The following is a 16505-nucleotide window of genomic DNA, read 5'->3' on the forward strand; positions in this document are numbered from 1 at the left end:
ATGTGTTTGGCGCAACTTTTTTCATTAATGTTGTTCCCCAATTATTCGGGGTTCCTCTAAAATATGCCTGAGCCCATTCACCTTTAACTACAGTAGCAGAAGCGGTAGTTTTTCCAGAATTTCCATCAACTTGTTTTACACACCCTGTTAATAATAATAAAGTCAATAAAATAATAACCAAAACATTCCTAAAAAAACGCCTCACTTTAGCTATACTCCTTAAAATATAAATTATCCCCATTCCATCATACATTATACTATTTGTAATATAATTTTAAAAATATAGAGATTAGAAAATATATTTTGAAAATAAGATAAAACAAACTATAATTAATAATAATTAAATATTTTAGATTTTAATAACAAAAAAGCAGTATTTATTGATTAAAATGTGCATAGATCAGCTATGTAATACCACAAATACTGTAATATATTTTTAATTACAATGACTACAAATATATGTTATAATAAAACCGACAAAAAATATCTTATTTGATAAAAATTAAAAAAATCACAAGGAGGAATTATTATGAAAATCGCTATTATCGGATGTACTCACGCAGGAACAGCTGCTGCTATAAACTCATCAAAATTATATAAAAATGCAAAAATTACAGTATATGAAAGAAACGATACAATTTCTTTTTTATCATGCGGTATCGCATTACATGTTGAAGGAGTAGTAAAAGATCCAAAAGGATTATTTTATTCTTCTCCTGAACAATTAAGAAGTTTAGGGATTAATACAAAAATGAGACATAATGTAAAAGAAGTTGATTTTGAAAATAAAAAACTTATAGTTGAAAATCTAGAAACAAATGAAGTCTTTTATGACTCATATGACAAACTAATTATTACTACTGGCTCATGGCCAATAATTCCAAAAATTGAAGGAATTCACATGGACAATATATTGTTATCAAAAAATTTTTATCATGCAGAGGAAATAATTAAAAAAATGGATGATGTAAAAAATGTTGTTGTCATTGGTGCAGGATACATCGGAGTAGAATTAGTTGAAGCATTTAGAGAACATGGTAAAAATGTTACTCTAATAGATATTGAAGATAGAATATTAAGCAGATATTTAGATAAAGAATTTACAGATATTGCAGAAAATGCATTAAAAGCACACGGGATCAAACTAGCTTTAGGTGAAAGGGTTATTAAATTTGAAGGTAAAAATAATAAAGTTAAAAAGGTTATTACAACTAAAAACGAACATGCAGCGGATTTAGTAATTCTATCTATGGGTTTTAGACCAAATACAGATTTATTTAAAGGTAAATTAAAAATGTTAGAGAATGGTGCAATTATAGTTGATGAGTATATGAAAACAAGCGAAAAAGATGTATTTGCAGCAGGAGATTCCTGTGCAGTGTATTATAATCCATTAAAAAAATATGAATATATCCCATTAGCTACAAATGCTGTAAGAATGGGAACAATTGCAGCATATAATTTAACAGAAAAAAGGTTAAAGCATTTAGGAACTCAAGGCACATCTGGAATTAAAATATATGGTAATAATATAGCTGCTACAGGACTAACAGAATCTATAGCGAAATCTCAAGGGTTAGATGTTGAATCAATAATAATTACAGAAAATCATAGGCCAGAATTCATGCCAACATTTGAAAAATTAATTTTCAAAGTTATATATAAAAAGAAAAATGGAAAAATAGTAGGGGCTCAAATATGCTCAAAAGCAGATTTAACCCAATCAATAAATACGATGTCAGTTATAATACAAAATAAAATGAAAATGAAAGAATTAGCATTTATTGATTTCTTCTTCCAACCACATTTTAATAAGCCGTGGAATTTTTTAAATACTGTAGGCTTAGAATATATCCAGAAAAAGATGGCTTGATGCCATCTTTTTCTGTGTTATTTAGATAATAACGTTTTAGCTTCTTCCAATGTTGGTATTTTTCCTGAAACAACAATTTTTCCATCTATGGCTACTGCAGGTGTAGCCATAATCCCTCTTAATATAATTTCATTTATATCTGTTACATAATTTAATTCTACTTCTTTATTCAATTCCCAATAGCCATTTGAAAATTTTGTATGTTTGTTTACATCTTGGACATCCAGAACCTAAAACTTCAATTTTCATAAAACCAACCTCCCTAAATTAAATTTCCATATATTAATCCCATGATGTTGAGAAAAAAATAACGAGAATAAAATAGGTAAAAGCCTTTTTCTTTCCCAATAATTTTGTTAAAACAATCATATTTGGTAAACTTAACGTATAGCCTGCCATAAATAAAGCTAAAGCTGGACCTTTCCCCATACCCAGTGACATTAATGACTGAATTATTGGGACTTCTGTTAAAGTTGCAAAATACATCAAAGCACCAAAAATAGATGCAAATAAATTTGAAAAAAATCTATTTCCACCTAACAAAGCTTGAACTATATCTTCTGGAAGTGAAACAGATATTATTCCTGCAATGAAAACACCTATGAATAAATAAGGTAATATTTTTTTTGTAAAATCCCACGTTTCATATATATAATTTTTTCTATGTTCTTTATCGAAAGTAAATGCAAGAGCAATAGAAATAATAGCAAATATACTCATTACTATAGTTTTTATTAATAATGGAATTTTCAAACTTCCTGTGATTAAAAACAATAATTGGAAAATCAAAAATAGAAGAGTTTTTGACCAGGGAATTTTTTCACTTTCTCCTAAAGAAAAACCGCCTTCACCTGTTTCTTTAAATATACTTTGCATAATAAGGCCTATTAATATAGCTGATATTATTGTTGCAAATAATCTAAAAAAGGATAAATTCCATCCTAAAACGGTTCCTGTCAAAAATATAGCTGCAATATTAATTGCAGGACCTGTAAATAAAAAAGCCATTGCCGGCCCAATCCCTGCACCTCTTTTATAAATCCCACCAAAAAGAGGAAGGATAGTACAGGAGCAGACTGCAAGAATTCCTCCAGATACTGCAGCAACAGGATAAGCAATTATCTTTTTTGCTTGAGGTCCTAATAGTTTTAATATTGCATTCTTACTAACAAAAACAGAAATAGTTCCAGCAATAAAAAATGCTGGTACTAAACATAATAACACATGTTCTCTGGCATAATTATGAAGCATCTCAAAACCACCAATTAAAGCCTTATGAACGCGAATATCATTAAAAGGAACAAAATAGAAAGTTAAAAAAATAACAATTATTGCAAAAAAAGTTTTGTTTCCTTTTTCAAAGCTCCCACCTCATTCTTTTATAGTACATTTACCATCAATTATAGATACTTTTTCTGATCTTTTAATATCATTTTCAAATTCGTTTTTTAAATCATCTAATAAAACTTTTAAAAATGAGTATTTATCTAAAAATTTATTGTTGATTTTATATGTTGTAAATAACATTTCTTTTGAGGAATGAGTAAATTTATCAATCTCATTTTTGAAATATGTCTCGAAACAGTTGATTGAGGTAATTGCAGTATAGCTGTTAATTCACATACACATCGAGGTTTTAAGTTTAATAGGTTTAAAATTCTTAAACGTGTTTTATCAGCTAAAATTTTCATTAATTCTTCCATGAGGCACCTCCATTTTTTAATCCGGATATCCGGATATATTATAGTAATTTTAAGTTAAAATAAAAATAGCATAATGTGAAAATTATATCACAAAAACAAACACAGATATTTTGTTAATTTTTATTTAATAAAAGATATATAATTAATAGGAATATAATTAAAATTATGTAATAAAAATTTATTTGCAGCAGAGGATATTTTTCATATATTAAGATATTTTGACAAAATAATGTTTAATATGATATAATAATTAAAAATCTATTAAAGGAGGGAGTTTATGAAAAAGAAGCTTATTGTACTTTTTATCATGGCGGTTTTTTTGTTAACAGCTGCAATAGCTTTTGCAGCAGGGGAGATAGTGCAGAAGTGAATTATGGTTTTTGGTCTGTTATTCCTCCATTATTAGCTATCATTTTAGCATTTGTTACAAAAGAAGTTATATTATCATTGTTATTAGGTGTTTTTTCGGGTGCTCTTATTAATGTTTTCGCTACATCAAGTTCAGGTTTCTTTATGAAACTTGTAGAAAGTTATACAAAAACATTAGAGTATCCAGTAAACGCTTTGGCTGATGGTTGGCATGCAGGTATTATTATATTCACATTAACAATAGGTGGTATGGTTGGCGTTATTGCAAAAATGGGTGGAACAAGAGCTATAGCTAATGCTCTTGCTAAAAAAGCAAAAACAGCCAGAAGTGCCCAGGTAGCTACAGCATTAATGGGTGTTGTTGTATTCTTTGATGATTACGCTAATACATTAATAGTTGGTCCTACAATGAGACCTTTAACAGATAAATTAAAGGTTTCAAGGGAAAAGTTATCTTATATCGTTGACTCAACTGCTGCACCAGTTGCAACAATGGCAGCAATTTCAACATGGATAGGTTATGAATTAGGTTTAATCGGAGATGCTTTTAAATCATTAGGTGTAGAAGTAAATCCATATAATGTATTCTTCCAATCAATTCCATATAGAATGTATGGTTTATTTGCATTATTTATGGTATTCATGGTTGGTATTATGATGAGAGATTTTGGACCAATGTATGAAGCAGAAAAAAGAGCAAGATTAACAGGAAAGGTTTTAGCTGATGGTGCAGAACCAATGTTATCAACAGATTTTGAAAAAGACCTTGAAAAAGATAATATCCCATTAAAAGTTTCAAATGCATTAGTCCCTATCTTAACTTTGGTTATTTTTGCATTTGTAGGATTATGGTATTCAGGTGGAGGAATGGATAATCCATTTACATGGGATGGCATTAGAGATGCTTTCGGTAATGCAGATGCTTCTGCAGCATTAATATGGGCTTCAGTATTAGCAAGTATCGTTGCTGTTGTTATGGCGGTATCTCAAGGAATAATGACATTGAGAAAAGCTCTTGAAGCATGGGTTGAAGGTGCAAAATCATTGGTTATCACTACAATTATTTTGATTTTGGCATGGTCTATAGGTTCAATAGCTTCTGATCTTGGAACTGCTGAATACTTGGTGCAGGTTGTATCCTCATCATTACCTGGTTGGTCAATTCCTGTATTAGTATTTGTTATGTCTTCTATTGTTGCTTTCGCAACAGGCACATCATGGGGTACAATGGCTATTATGTTACCTTTAGCTGTTCCTCTTGCAGCAGCATATACAAATAATGAACCTTCAACATTGGTATTTGCAACCTTGGGTGCTGTTTTAACAGGTTCAACATTTGGTGATCACTGTTCTCCAATTTCAGATACAACTATTATGTCATCAATGGCATCATCTGCAGACCACATTGATCACGTTAAAACACAATTACCATATGCACTTACTGCTGCATTAATTGCCGCAATTGTTGGTTATATTCCAGTTGGTTTAGGATTACCTGTATGGATTTCATTAATCTTAGGTTTTGCATCAATCTGGGCAGTTTTAAGATTCTACGGAAAATCAACAGATCCAAAAGACTTAAAAGCTTAATAACAATAAAAAAGGAATGGCTTCAGCCATTCCTTTTTTATTATCATCCCCAACACTAATATACCTTTCCAATGATTTTTTGAAAATTATATTTGCTAATAAAAATAATAAAATAGCAAATATAAAATATTTTATCATAAATACTTTTTTTATTAAGCTTTCTACTGGAACATTTGCGAAAAGACTTACCGGAATTACTATAAAAACATATTTCCAGAAAGACGTATAAATATTTTTAGGTAAATATGCATATGAAAAAAGGGTATTAATAGTATCTTCAAGTAATTTTACATTTACAAAAATAAAATTCAACGAAGTAATTATTAATTGAAAAGAATATCTTATCAGAACCATGATAATGATGTTTAAAATATATATTATAAAATCTGATATATGCCAATTATAAACATTTAATATAATATATAAATTAGGTATTAGGGTAATTAAATATAAAGAGTCCATATTTATTATAGATAAAATCCATCCAACATTCCTGGGCATTAAAATATAATTATCTAATTTTCCCTCTATGATTAAATTACTTAAATTGAGAAGCGATGAGCCAAAAAAAGTATAATATATTGTTTCTACAATAAAAGCAGTTCCGATTAATAATAACATTTTTTCATTTGATATATTAATATTGAAATTACTCTTTATTACTGAAAAGAACATTATTGTTATTAATAATTCATAAATCCCCATAAAATCATTAATATAGTATCTTTTAAAAATAACATTCTAATTTTTATCCCATTAATAAAACTTTGTACAAACATTATCAACCACCTGCTGTTTCATATTTTGAGATTGCATAATTGTAAACCATATTTGAGATAATAAATATTATTAATATCCAGAATAATAATTTTAAAAAATTGCCAATATCTATTACACCATTTGCAAATGCCTCACCAGGAAAATTCACTATATAATTAAATGGTAAAAATTCCAAAACCATTTTAATTTTATTCGGAAAAAATTTAATAGGAATTATACCGCCAGAAATTATTCTAAATAAACTATATGACCAGAACGAAAGAGAATCTCCTTTTTTTAACCAAAAAGCACTTAAACTAAATAAAATTGAAATTAAAGAAGATAGAATAAGAGAAAATGGAAAAATTACTAATAAAACCACTAAATTTTTAAGAGGTATATTGAAAATAATCGAAAATATAAAAATAAAAGGCAAAGTTAAAAATATGTTGTATAATGGGTATACAATTTCTACAATGGAAAAATAGAGAATTTTATTTATAGGCATTAGAATTAAATTATCAAATTCACCATTTCTAATCAAATTAAAAAAACCGGGCTTTATTACCGGAATTATATGAGATAAGAAAAATGAAAGAGAAAAATAATATCTGATTATCCTATCCTTCTCTCCTATTCCGGATTGTAAAAAGAGATATAAAAAGAAGAAATTAATGATATTTTGAAAAATATATAAATACCAATTAAGTTTGTATGCTTTTAATTTTTTCATCAATAATCTACTATATTCTAAATATTCCATTATACTAACTCCCTTAATATATCTTCAATTGTAATATCATTTATTTGAATTGATTTTATATTTTTTAAAGAAATATCTGGAACTTTGAATTTATTTATTATTTCTGATTTTGTTGTTCCATCAGAAAATACATAATCAACTTTTTTTAGTTCTTTAAAGTGTTCTATTTCACTTTCCTTGAACCTTCTCAAAATTTTACCTTTATCAAATATTATTAATTCATCTACAATCTCAGATAATATATTTATTTCATGGGTTACTATAAAAATAGTTTTTCTCTCTTTCTTCTGCATTTTTAGAAATTCTATTAATTTATTTTTTGAATCAACATCTATTCCAATAAAAGGTTCATCTAAAATAATTAATTTTGGAGAATGAATTAATTTAGCCAGAACTTCGCATTTTACCCTTTCACCAAAAGATAATAATCTAACAGGTTGATGAATTTTGTCTTTAATATCTAACATTTTTCCAAAATATTCGACTTTATTCATAAAATCCTTTTTATTTATTTTATAAACCTTCGCTAAAAATTTATAGAAATCAATAGCGGGTAAAGAATAATCAAGAATTCCTTTTTGAGGATTAACAAAAGAAATTTGTTTTAAGAATTCTTTGTTTTTTTTATGAGGAATATAGTTAAATACTTTTACTTTTCCATTTGTTGGTTTTATAATTCCAGCCATCACTTTTAGGAAAGAGCTTTTACCAGAACCATTTTTCCCAACAATACCTATTGTTTTGTTATCAGGTATAGATAGATTAATCTCTGACAAGATGGTTTTATCTTTTATCTTCAAAGTAACCTCAGAAAACTCAATCAATATTCATCACTCCTACAGATTTAACCTTTTTCATTTTTTAAGAGGCATAAATTTTTCTTTTTATAAATGTTGAATATTGAGATTTTAATATTTTTTCAAGACTATCATTAAAAATGATATCAAAATTTTCTCACTTTTTCAATTTTAATTTCAATTCTCAAAATAATTTAATTTATTTACATGAAAGATACAGTAACTGAAATCTCATTTTTTTAATATTTTTATATCGATTTTATACTATAAAGGCCATCTGCTTGGATTAGAGCAGATGGCCTTTAGTAATTATTACACATTGTTTATAAAAAATAAATTTTAAGGTACTAAATTAATTTTTCCACCAATTGGACTATAAAATTTACAGAATTTACAGAAATTAGGCTCTTCGATATCGTAGCAACCAATTTCTAATATTCTTATTTTTCTTTTCTTTTTCATAGTCTTGCCTCCTTATTCAAAGTATTTTTTCTAAAATATACATACTTTTTAATTTTTTATTTATATAAAATATCAATAAAAATGAAAGAACTATAATTAAACTATAAGATTGCCATAAAGGAAAAATCATATATCTTTTATTTAGTTCTGTTCTTATTATATTTAATATATGAACAATTGGATTTATGTATAATAAACTTTTTATTATTATATTGTTGCTTTTTATTTGATAATAAACAGGGGATATTATCATTAAAATATAACTAACAAGTGGCATCAACCCCATTAATGCATAATAATTTCTTACCTTTAAACCTATTGCAATTGATATTAAAATAACCAAAAAATTTCCTAGCAACAGAGGCACTAATGTTTTGAAAATTATTTCCATTATATTATCTGCTATAAATAAATATGATATAAAAAATATTGGCATTGTTAATAAAAAATAGGTTATTCCCAGTGAAAATATTATTATTGTTTTTGAAACTGAAAAAGTTGTATATAATTCAATAACTTCAGCTTGCATTAAATTTGAGACTCTTAAAGACAATATTCCAAAATATGCACCTATCATCATTGAGATCATAAATCCGCTAACCAAATAATCCATATTTGTGCTTTTATTCAATAAAACAATTATTAAATAGGAAAATGGAATTAAAAACATACTTACAAATATTTGAAATTTAAACATTCTCATTCCTTTAAATTCTAATTCTACTCCTGTTTTTATTTTATTCCATATTTTTAACAAGTTCATACACTCCTTTTTCAAAGGATGGATATTCAATATTTAAATATTGAATATCATTATATTCTTTTATTTTTTCAATAATACTCAAAGCTTCTGATAATTCGGAAAAAAACAATGAATAATTGTTCCCTTTGGACATGTGAATAATATTTTTATCTTTTATTATTTTTTCTAACTTTTTTGGATTTACTACTGATATATTTAATTCAACAGGAGTTTTGACTTTTCTATTTATTTCCTCAATTTTTCCATTATATATAATTTCACCATTTGTAATTATAATTACTTTATCAGCCAAAATTTTTATTTCATTCATATCATGGCTAGATAATAATATACCTTTATTCTTCTTATATTTCTTTATTAAATTCCAGATCCTTTCTTTATTTATTATATCAACCATTGATGTTGGCTCATCTAATATTACTATATCAGGATCTTGAGAAAATGCTAATGCTATCATTATTAATTTTTTTTGTCCTCCTGAAAGAGTATAATTATATTGTTTTCTTATACTTGTTAATCCTGTTTCTTGAAGGATGTTTTCTGTCTTATTATTAATATCTTTTGAATTTAATCCTTCAAATTTCAAAGGAATCTTTATACTTTCTTCAACAGTAAGAGAAGGAAAAAAAACAGGCATTTGCGGAACATAAGAAATTTTCTTCACTTTATCATTTATAATAATATTTCCAGACGTTGGTTTTAATAATTTTAAAATCTGTCTTATTAATGTTGTTTTTCCTGCACCATTTGGACCAACCAATCCAATAATTTCATTTACATTTAATTTAAAACTTATATTTTTATTTGCTTTCACTCCATTAGGATAAGTTTTACATATATTTTCTATTTTTAATAATTCTTTCATTTATTTTACCTCCATGGAGTAATTACTTATAACATACGCTTTTATTAATTTTTGTATATTCTTATTTAAATATTCTAAAAACTCTTTTGCTTCATTTATATTATTATCATTTATATTCATTCTAAGAGTTATTTCTCTTTTTTGATAATATTTTCTGGTACCAGAAAAAGTCTGCTAGCAGCCAAATAGAAAATTTTGATTTAAATAATAGAAAAAGTATGATTAATATTACGGTTTATAAAATGTGAATTTTATAACTTTTATATTCAAAAAATCTCAATAGATTAAATTTCATTTATTCACAACAAAATTCGTTTTAATTTTTAATTCACAAGAATTTTATCAAAAAAAACATTGATGTAAATTTAGAGTGAATTTTATTTTTCGTAAATTTAATAAATTTACTCTTTTATTATATCACTTGATATATTTTTTATTGTTAATTTTTTGTTATATAAATATTAGTTGTATGTTTAAACTACTGAAATCAGTTTATTTTATATAACAAAAAAGCTCATCACTGAGCTTTTTAAAAAAGAAAAAATTTTAAAGTAAAATTAAAAATTTTGCAATTAAATATGGTCTTGGTCAAAAACACGTTACTTTAGGATATTACTCTTTTGAAGATGATGAAAGAGCTTTTCTTGACTCTATTATTGAAAAATTTTGAGACCATAAAAATTATTTATGGTCTCTTTTTGCAAAGCAAAAATTATTTTTTCTATTTTTTATATAATAATTATTCCTAAAACCCTTCGCGTAGCGAAGTGGCTTTTTCAATAATATAATCCTCAATATTTCTTTTTTCTGAATTTATGTTTATTCCTATAAGATATATTTCTTTTCCTCTGTATTTTTCATAGTATTTCTTTTCTTTTATCTGATTTATCGCTTCTTCTGCGCTTTTGTCTAATTTCGCTTCGATTATATATACTCTTTCATTGAATTCTAATACTACATCACTTCTTCCAAGATTTGTCATTTCTTCTGCTCTTACGTTCAATCCTGCTATTGCCAGTATTGCAAATATCAATGAGTGATAATATCTTTCTTCTTTTTCATGTAGATTATACGGTATTGCACTTATTACTTTCTTCATTTCTTCTATTAATCCTTCTATATCATTGTCATATATCTTTTCATATATTATATTTTCTGCTTCATCTAATCCTTTTAATCCATAGTTTGCTTCTAATATTAATCTTGAGAAACTGCTTTTTACTTCTATGTTTGGATAGTCAAGTATATATTTCTTTTTTAATCCTAATTTTTTTATTCCTTTAAATGTTAGATATCCTGCCTGTGTGAAGAATATATTTGCATTTGCATCTTCTATTTCTCTTGTTGAGAAATCCATTGCACTTACTGTTTCTTTTACTAAGTCTTCATATGTTATCTTTCTGTTTTTTATGTATTCGTATAAGAATGATGGGGATCCACTTTCAAACCAGTAATTTTTAAATTCTTTTTCTTCAAAGAATTTTAATATTGAGAATGGATTATATACATAATGTTCTCCATCAAATGAAAAGCCATTATAATATTCTTTTAATCCTTTTAATAATTCTTCTTCACTTATTCCCATTTCTTCTGATGTTTCTTTTATATGGTCGCTAAAATACGTTTCCAATTCTTCCTGTGTATATCCTAACATCTGTGAGTATTTTTTGTTTAATGATATATCGTTTAAATTGTTTAATGCAGAGAATACTCCTGTTTTTGTGAATTTCGTTATTCCTGTTAAGAATACAAACTTTATATATTCGTCTTTTGTTTTTATTTTTTATAAAACTCCCTTAGAAATCTTCTTACTTTCTCTGCTTCTTCTTTATTGTTTAGAGGTTCTAATATTGGCGCTTCATATTCATCTATTAATATTACCACTCTTTCTTTATGTTTTTTGCTTAATCCAGTTATTAAGTTTCCAAACATCGTTGGTAAATCATCTGTTGTTGGTTCTATTTCCTGTTCTTTATATAATTCATTAATTTTATCATATAATGATTTAATAAATTCTTCATATGAGCTCAGATTATTATCAGACATATCCAGTTTTATTATAGGATACTCTTTAAATTCCCATCTATCATATATATATGTATCCTTAAATAATTCTTTTTCTCCTTTGAATATATAATATAATGTTGATACTGTTAAGCTCTTTCCAAATCTTCTTGGCGTGATAGAAAATAAAATTTTCCACTTGTCATTAAATCATACAGATATTTTGTTTTGTCTACATATATATAATTTTCGGTTATTAACTCTTTATAATCCTGTACCCCTATTGGCAATTTTTTCATCGTTTCCACCTCCTCCTGCCACAATTATATCATAACAAAAATGGAGTTCATTGAACTCCATTTTGTTAGAATATCTTTAATCTGAAACTTTGAATATCCTCATCTGTACTTTCATATTCTTCTTCATCAACTTTTTTATATTCCCAATCAAACAGGGTTAAGAATATTTTCCCTTCTCTGCATTCTGTAAATAATGATGGAACTGTATCTTCTTCATTATCAACACTCATTGCTTCAACTATAAACGAATATGCTTTTGCCTCTGTAATATCTGCTACTTCTTTTAATAAAACTTCAGCATCTTCAAATTCTTTTTCACTTCCAAAAGAAAATGGAAATGGAATTGGAATATCTTCCACATCATTATCATATTCTCCCAGCATTTCTTTTAAATCATCTGCGTAGTCTGCATCATATTCTGCCACTTTTTCTACTAACTTTTTCATTTTTTCATCATTTAATGATGCCATATCATTACAGTTGGATGGATGTGGTCACCATGAAAAATACCATCATTAGCTCCCTCAATAGCTGCTTCATGATAATTTCTACATTCTGCCATGTTTCTCACCTCAAATGTTATTTATATAATTGATTATATAATAAATTATTTAAATTTAATATATTTTATTATGAACATTTTGACCAGCCACATGTTTTACAGGAAATACATCCTTCTATCATTAATAGTGAGTTTTTACTTAAACAGGTGGGACAATATGTATTTCCTTCATTATCAATATAATATCCTTTTGTATATTCTAATTTATTGGCATGAACAAACTTTTCAACCTCTTCCTTACTTAAAGGTTTTCCTACGTGAAATACCTCTATATCTTTTTCTTCCATAAATCTTTAAAATCTTCAAGAGCACTTTTGATTTCTTTCGATATACCCTTACAATATGAACCTTTTACTTTGGATAATTGTTCCAAGATTTCATCTACTGAAACACCTGATCTTAATGCAATAGATGATAATCTACCAATTATTTCCGCCGTTTCTGTTCCATCTGATAAGAAGATTTCTATGGCTTCTCCATTATCATCAAATGATACTGTAATATAAACAGTTCCTTCAGGAATTTTAAATTTTCTGGTTACGCTTTTTAAAGTTTCTTTTCTTGGCCTTGCCCTTAATTTATGTTTTTCGTCTAATACAAAGAATGTAACCTTTTTATCTTCTTTTTTAGCTTTTGTTAGTACCTGAGTTTCTAACGATCCATCTCTGTAAATGGTGATACCTTTTAGATTTAATTCCATAGCTTTTTTATATATTCCTTTTATATCTTCAACTGTAGCTTCTTTAGGTAAATTTATTGTTTTAGAGCATGAAGCATCTAAATAACTCTGGATAACATTTTGAGCTAAAAGATGATCCATTCCAGATATATCCATTGCAGTTACAAAAACCTCTTTAATTTCTTCTGAAATACCTTCAATGGTTTGAATCGAGCCTTTTTCAATAATTTCTGCTTCTAATTCACTATTTAAAGAACCATCTAATTTTTCTTTTAAAATATTATTTATATATGTTAATGGTACTCTATTACCTTCTTTATCAGTCATATATCTAATGTATGCAAGCATAAAGTTTGGTTCAATACCACTTGACGTATCAGCAATATTTGAAATAGAACCAGTTGGAGCTACAGTATTTACCTGAACATTTCTTTTATATTCTTTTGCTTCACCAAAAAAATGTTCTTTTATTAATTGATTCCATTTTTTTATGTTTTCTGAATAATCGTCTTCTAACATTGGAAATGGGATAAATCCATCTTTATATCTGGATTTCGTAAATAATGGGAAATTACCTCTTTCTTTTGCAAACTCTGTGCTGGCAAGATGAGAATAATATGCAAATTGTGCCATTGTTTCTGCCATAAATCGTCTACCTTCTTCAGAGTTATATGGCAGGCCTTTTTTATACAATGCATCAGCTAACCCCATAACTCCAAGACCTATAAACCGTTGTTCTTTTGAAACTTTATCTATTTTTTCTAATGGATAAACGTTAATATCAATAACATCATCCAAAATCTTGCAGTCCAATATATTAATTCTTTAAATAATTCATTTGTTTCTGAATCTGGATTTCCCAATTCTATGAAATCATTTACTTTTGATAAGTCAATAGAGCCCAAATTACAACTTCCATACGGCGGCAAAGGTTCTTCCGCACAGGGATTAGTAGCACTGACTGGTGTTTCATCACCCAAGGCATAATATTTATTATGCCTTCCAAGAAAAAGCATTCCAGGATCTCCTGATTTCCATGCATTATTAGCCATTAAATCAAATAATTCTCTTGCCTTTATTGTTTTTTTTATATTTGAATTTGGATGAGATAATTCTATTTCCTCATCATTTTCTAATTTTTGCAAAAACTCCTCAGGATTATCAAAATTAACTGATATATTGAAATAATTTAAAACAGATTTCCCATCATTATCTTTTTTAGAATTAATAAAATCTATTATATCAGGATGATCATATCTCAAAACAGCCATTTGAGCTCCACGTCTTGCCCCACCCTGTTCTATTGTAGAAGCGGTAGTATTAAAAACATGCATAAAACTAATTGGCCCTGATGATTTTCCACCTGTTCCTGCAATAGAACTTTCTTTTGGCCTTAATACAGAAAAATCATATCCTACTCCCCACCATATTTTTGTATTAAGGCAGCATCTTTAACTGCATCAAAAATACCTTCCATTGAATCTTCAAGCGGAACAACAAAACAGGCGGAAAGCATATTATGTCTTGACCTTGAATTGTATATATTTTTATAATCTTCAAAAGTCATATCTTCAAGATTTTTTTTGAAGATTTCCTGGTCTAATGTTTTTCCAGCATTAAATAATGTGGGACTATTAGGGAGAAAGACACGACTTTTTAATAATTTAAAATAAATATTTTCCACTTTTCGGATTTTTTCTATATCTTCTGTATAAAGTGTTTCTGCACTTGCAATATATCTTGATACCCTTCTTGCAATATCTTCCCATGTGTGTTCTAAATAATTTCCTTCACCATCCTTTAATAAATATCTGTCTCTTAAAATTCTTTCGGCATTATCTGAAGGTTTAATATCAGAAAAAAAATCTAAAAAATCTTCAAGATTATACAATTTTTCCACAACCGTACCCCCTTAATTTCATTTCCCATGTACCATTATACCACAACATATAGTACCTTAACGAATTATTTACACTATAATTTGTGAAAATTTTTAATATTCATAAAATAAAGCAAGAGTCGGTAAAAATACCGACTCTTGTTTTATTTATTTAATTAATTAATTAATTAAAATATTCTCTCACTGCAAAGGATGCTGCGATTGCTCCATCAGCAGCTGCAGTTATAATCTGCCTTAATTCTTTTTGTATTACATCACCTGCAGCAAATACCCCTTTTACATTTGTTTCTCTATGTTCATCAGTAATTATATACCCATAATCATCTAAAGCGATTTTATCTTTAAATAATTGAGTTACTGGTAATAATCCAACAAAAACAAAAACTCCATCAACGTCAAAATTAGTAACTTCACCAGTTTCTCTATTTTCAAGCACTAATTGTTGAACTTTTTTATCTCCTTTTATTTCTTTAACTACAGAATTCCATATAAATTTAATATTTTCTGTATTGAATGCTTTATCCTGATAAATTTTATCTGCTCTGAGTTTATCTCTTCTGTGGATTATATACACTTCTTTTGCAATTTTAGAAAGATATAATGCTTCTTCTACTGCAGTATTTCCTCCACCTATTACAGCAACCTTTTGATTTTTAAAGAAATGCCCATCACAGGTTGCACAATAAGAAACACCCCTGCCAGCAAATTCTTTTTCGCCAGGTACACCTAATTTTCGTGGTGTTGCTCCTGTTGCTATAAGTACAGTTTTAGATTTTACAATGCTTCCATCATCCAATGATATTATTTTTTCATCTTTAGAAAAATCTACATTAATAACTTCTCCGTAATGAAATTCTACACCAAACTCTTTAGCATGTTCTCCCATTTTTTCTGCTAATTCTTCACCACTAATAGATTTAAAACCTGGATAATTTTCAACGTATTCAGTAAGGTTTATTTGACCACCATCTAAATCTTTTTCTATTATTAGAGGCTTAATTCCACCTTGTACTGCATATATACCTGCAGCAACACCAGCAGGGCCACCACCAATAATTACCATATCATAATATTCTTTCAATTGCTTTTTTTTAGATGATCCAAGATCAAAAAACAT

General features: G+C 27.3%; 12 protein-coding genes and 4 pseudogenes. 2 read left to right on the forward strand and 14 right to left on the reverse strand.

Annotation, left to right across the window (positions count from 1 at the left end; genetic code table 11):
- Window positions 1–529 precede the first annotated feature (529 nt).
- Window positions 530–1873: an FAD-dependent oxidoreductase gene (locus DJ007_RS08135; RefSeq protein ID WP_129409158.1), complete on the forward strand. Its 1344-nt coding sequence runs from the start codon at window positions 530–532 to the stop codon at window positions 1871–1873.
- A 17-nt stretch (window positions 1874–1890) separates the two neighbouring features.
- Here DJ007_RS08135 and DJ007_RS08140 read toward each other — a convergent pair.
- The 4 genes and pseudogenes from DJ007_RS08140 to DJ007_RS20185 form a co-directional block, all read right to left on the reverse strand.
- Window positions 1891–2122: pseudogene (locus DJ007_RS08140) on the reverse strand (thioredoxin family protein).
- A 13-nt stretch (window positions 2123–2135) separates the two neighbouring features.
- Window positions 2136–3205: pseudogene (locus DJ007_RS08145) on the reverse strand (permease).
- A 39-nt stretch (window positions 3206–3244) separates the two neighbouring features.
- Entirely contained in the window at window positions 3245–3400 is a 156-nt protein-coding gene (locus DJ007_RS14745; RefSeq protein ID WP_165974080.1) for a hypothetical protein, read from the reverse strand.
- Window positions 3361–3576 carry a metalloregulator ArsR/SmtB family transcription factor gene (locus DJ007_RS20185; protein ID WP_129409159.1) on the reverse strand — a complete coding sequence of 72 codons (216 nt, stop codon included), beginning with the start codon at window positions 3574–3576 and terminating at the stop codon, window positions 3361–3363. Before DJ007_RS20185 ends, DJ007_RS14745 begins: the two co-directional genes overlap by 40 nt.
- Before the next feature lie 366 nt (window positions 3577–3942).
- Between DJ007_RS20185 and DJ007_RS08155 the strand changes: the two genes are divergently transcribed.
- Window positions 3943–5535: a Na+/H+ antiporter NhaC family protein gene (locus DJ007_RS08155; protein ID WP_206076236.1), complete on the forward strand. Its 1593-nt coding sequence runs from the start codon at window positions 3943–3945 to the stop codon at window positions 5533–5535.
- Here DJ007_RS08155 and DJ007_RS08160 read toward each other — a convergent pair.
- The 10 genes and pseudogenes from DJ007_RS08160 to trxB form a co-directional block, all read right to left on the reverse strand.
- On the reverse strand, window positions 5524–6240 hold the full coding sequence (locus tag DJ007_RS08160; protein WP_129409160.1) for an ABC-2 family transporter protein: 717 nt from the start codon (window positions 6238–6240) through the stop codon (window positions 5524–5526). The genes DJ007_RS08155 and DJ007_RS08160 overlap by 12 nt on opposite strands.
- A gap of 76 nt (window positions 6241–6316) precedes the next feature.
- Entirely contained in the window at window positions 6317–7057 is a 741-nt protein-coding gene (locus DJ007_RS08165) for an ABC-2 family transporter protein (RefSeq protein ID WP_129409161.1), read from the reverse strand.
- Complete coding sequence (locus DJ007_RS08170) at window positions 7057–7881, reverse strand: ATP-binding cassette domain-containing protein (protein WP_165974081.1); 825 nt, start codon at window positions 7879–7881, stop codon at window positions 7057–7059. Before DJ007_RS08170 ends, DJ007_RS08165 begins: the two co-directional genes overlap by 1 nt.
- Before the next feature lie 312 nt (window positions 7882–8193).
- Window positions 8194–8316, reverse strand: a complete 123-nt coding sequence (locus DJ007_RS19160) for a hypothetical protein (RefSeq protein WP_276318714.1) — start codon at window positions 8314–8316, stop codon at window positions 8194–8196.
- Window positions 8317–8332: 16 nt separating this feature from the next.
- The gene (locus tag DJ007_RS08175; protein WP_129409163.1) at window positions 8333–9073 is read right to left on the reverse strand and encodes an ABC transporter permease; all 741 of its coding nucleotides are present in this window, start codon (window positions 9071–9073) and stop codon (window positions 8333–8335) included.
- On the reverse strand, window positions 9054–9944 hold the full coding sequence (locus tag DJ007_RS08180; protein WP_129409164.1) for an ABC transporter ATP-binding protein: 891 nt from the start codon (window positions 9942–9944) through the stop codon (window positions 9054–9056). The genes DJ007_RS08175 and DJ007_RS08180 overlap by 20 nt, the downstream gene beginning before the upstream one ends.
- A 745-nt stretch (window positions 9945–10689) precedes the next feature.
- Window positions 10690–12247, reverse strand: a pseudogene (locus DJ007_RS20190) (ATP-binding protein).
- A gap of 65 nt (window positions 12248–12312) precedes the next feature.
- Entirely contained in the window at window positions 12313–12693 is a 381-nt protein-coding gene (locus DJ007_RS08200; protein WP_129409166.1) for a hypothetical protein, read from the reverse strand.
- Between the two features lie 184 nt (window positions 12694–12877).
- Window positions 12878–15388, reverse strand: a pseudogene (locus DJ007_RS21040) (adenosylcobalamin-dependent ribonucleoside-diphosphate reductase).
- A gap of 163 nt (window positions 15389–15551) precedes the next feature.
- A complete protein-coding gene (trxB, locus tag DJ007_RS08210; RefSeq protein ID WP_129409167.1) occupies window positions 15552–16505 on the reverse strand; it encodes a thioredoxin-disulfide reductase in 954 nt (317 codons plus the stop codon).

The sequence above is a fragment of the Marinitoga lauensis genome (assembly GCF_004135675.1).
Taxonomy (GTDB): domain Bacteria; phylum Thermotogota; class Thermotogae; order Petrotogales; family Petrotogaceae; genus Marinitoga; species Marinitoga lauensis.

Coding starts and splice junctions, on each gene's coding strand:
- DJ007_RS19160 (WP_276318714.1), bottom strand. CDS start 8,316: ATGAAAAAGAAAAGAAAAATAAGAATATTAGAAATTGGTTGCTACGAT.
- trxB (WP_129409167.1), bottom strand. CDS start 16,505: ATGTTTTTTGATCTTGGATCATCTAAAAAAAAGCAATTGAAAGAATAT.
- DJ007_RS08200 (WP_129409166.1), bottom strand. CDS start 12,693: ATGAAAAAGTTAGTAGAAAAAGTGGCAGAATATGATGCAGACTACGCA.
- DJ007_RS08165 (WP_129409161.1), bottom strand. CDS start 7,057: ATGGAATATTTAGAATATAGTAGATTATTGATGAAAAAATTAAAAGCA.
- DJ007_RS20185 (WP_129409159.1), bottom strand. CDS start 3,576: ATGGAAGAATTAATGAAAATTTTAGCTGATAAAACACGTTTAAGAATT.
- DJ007_RS08135 (WP_129409158.1), top strand. CDS start 530: ATGAAAATCGCTATTATCGGATGTACTCACGCAGGAACAGCTGCTGCT.
- DJ007_RS08180 (WP_129409164.1), bottom strand. CDS start 9,944: ATGAAAGAATTATTAAAAATAGAAAATATATGTAAAACTTATCCTAAT.
- DJ007_RS14745 (WP_165974080.1), bottom strand. CDS start 3,400: ATGTTATTTACAACATATAAAATCAACAATAAATTTTTAGATAAATAC.
- DJ007_RS08160 (WP_129409160.1), bottom strand. CDS start 6,240: ATGGGGATTTATGAATTATTAATAACAATAATGTTCTTTTCAGTAATA.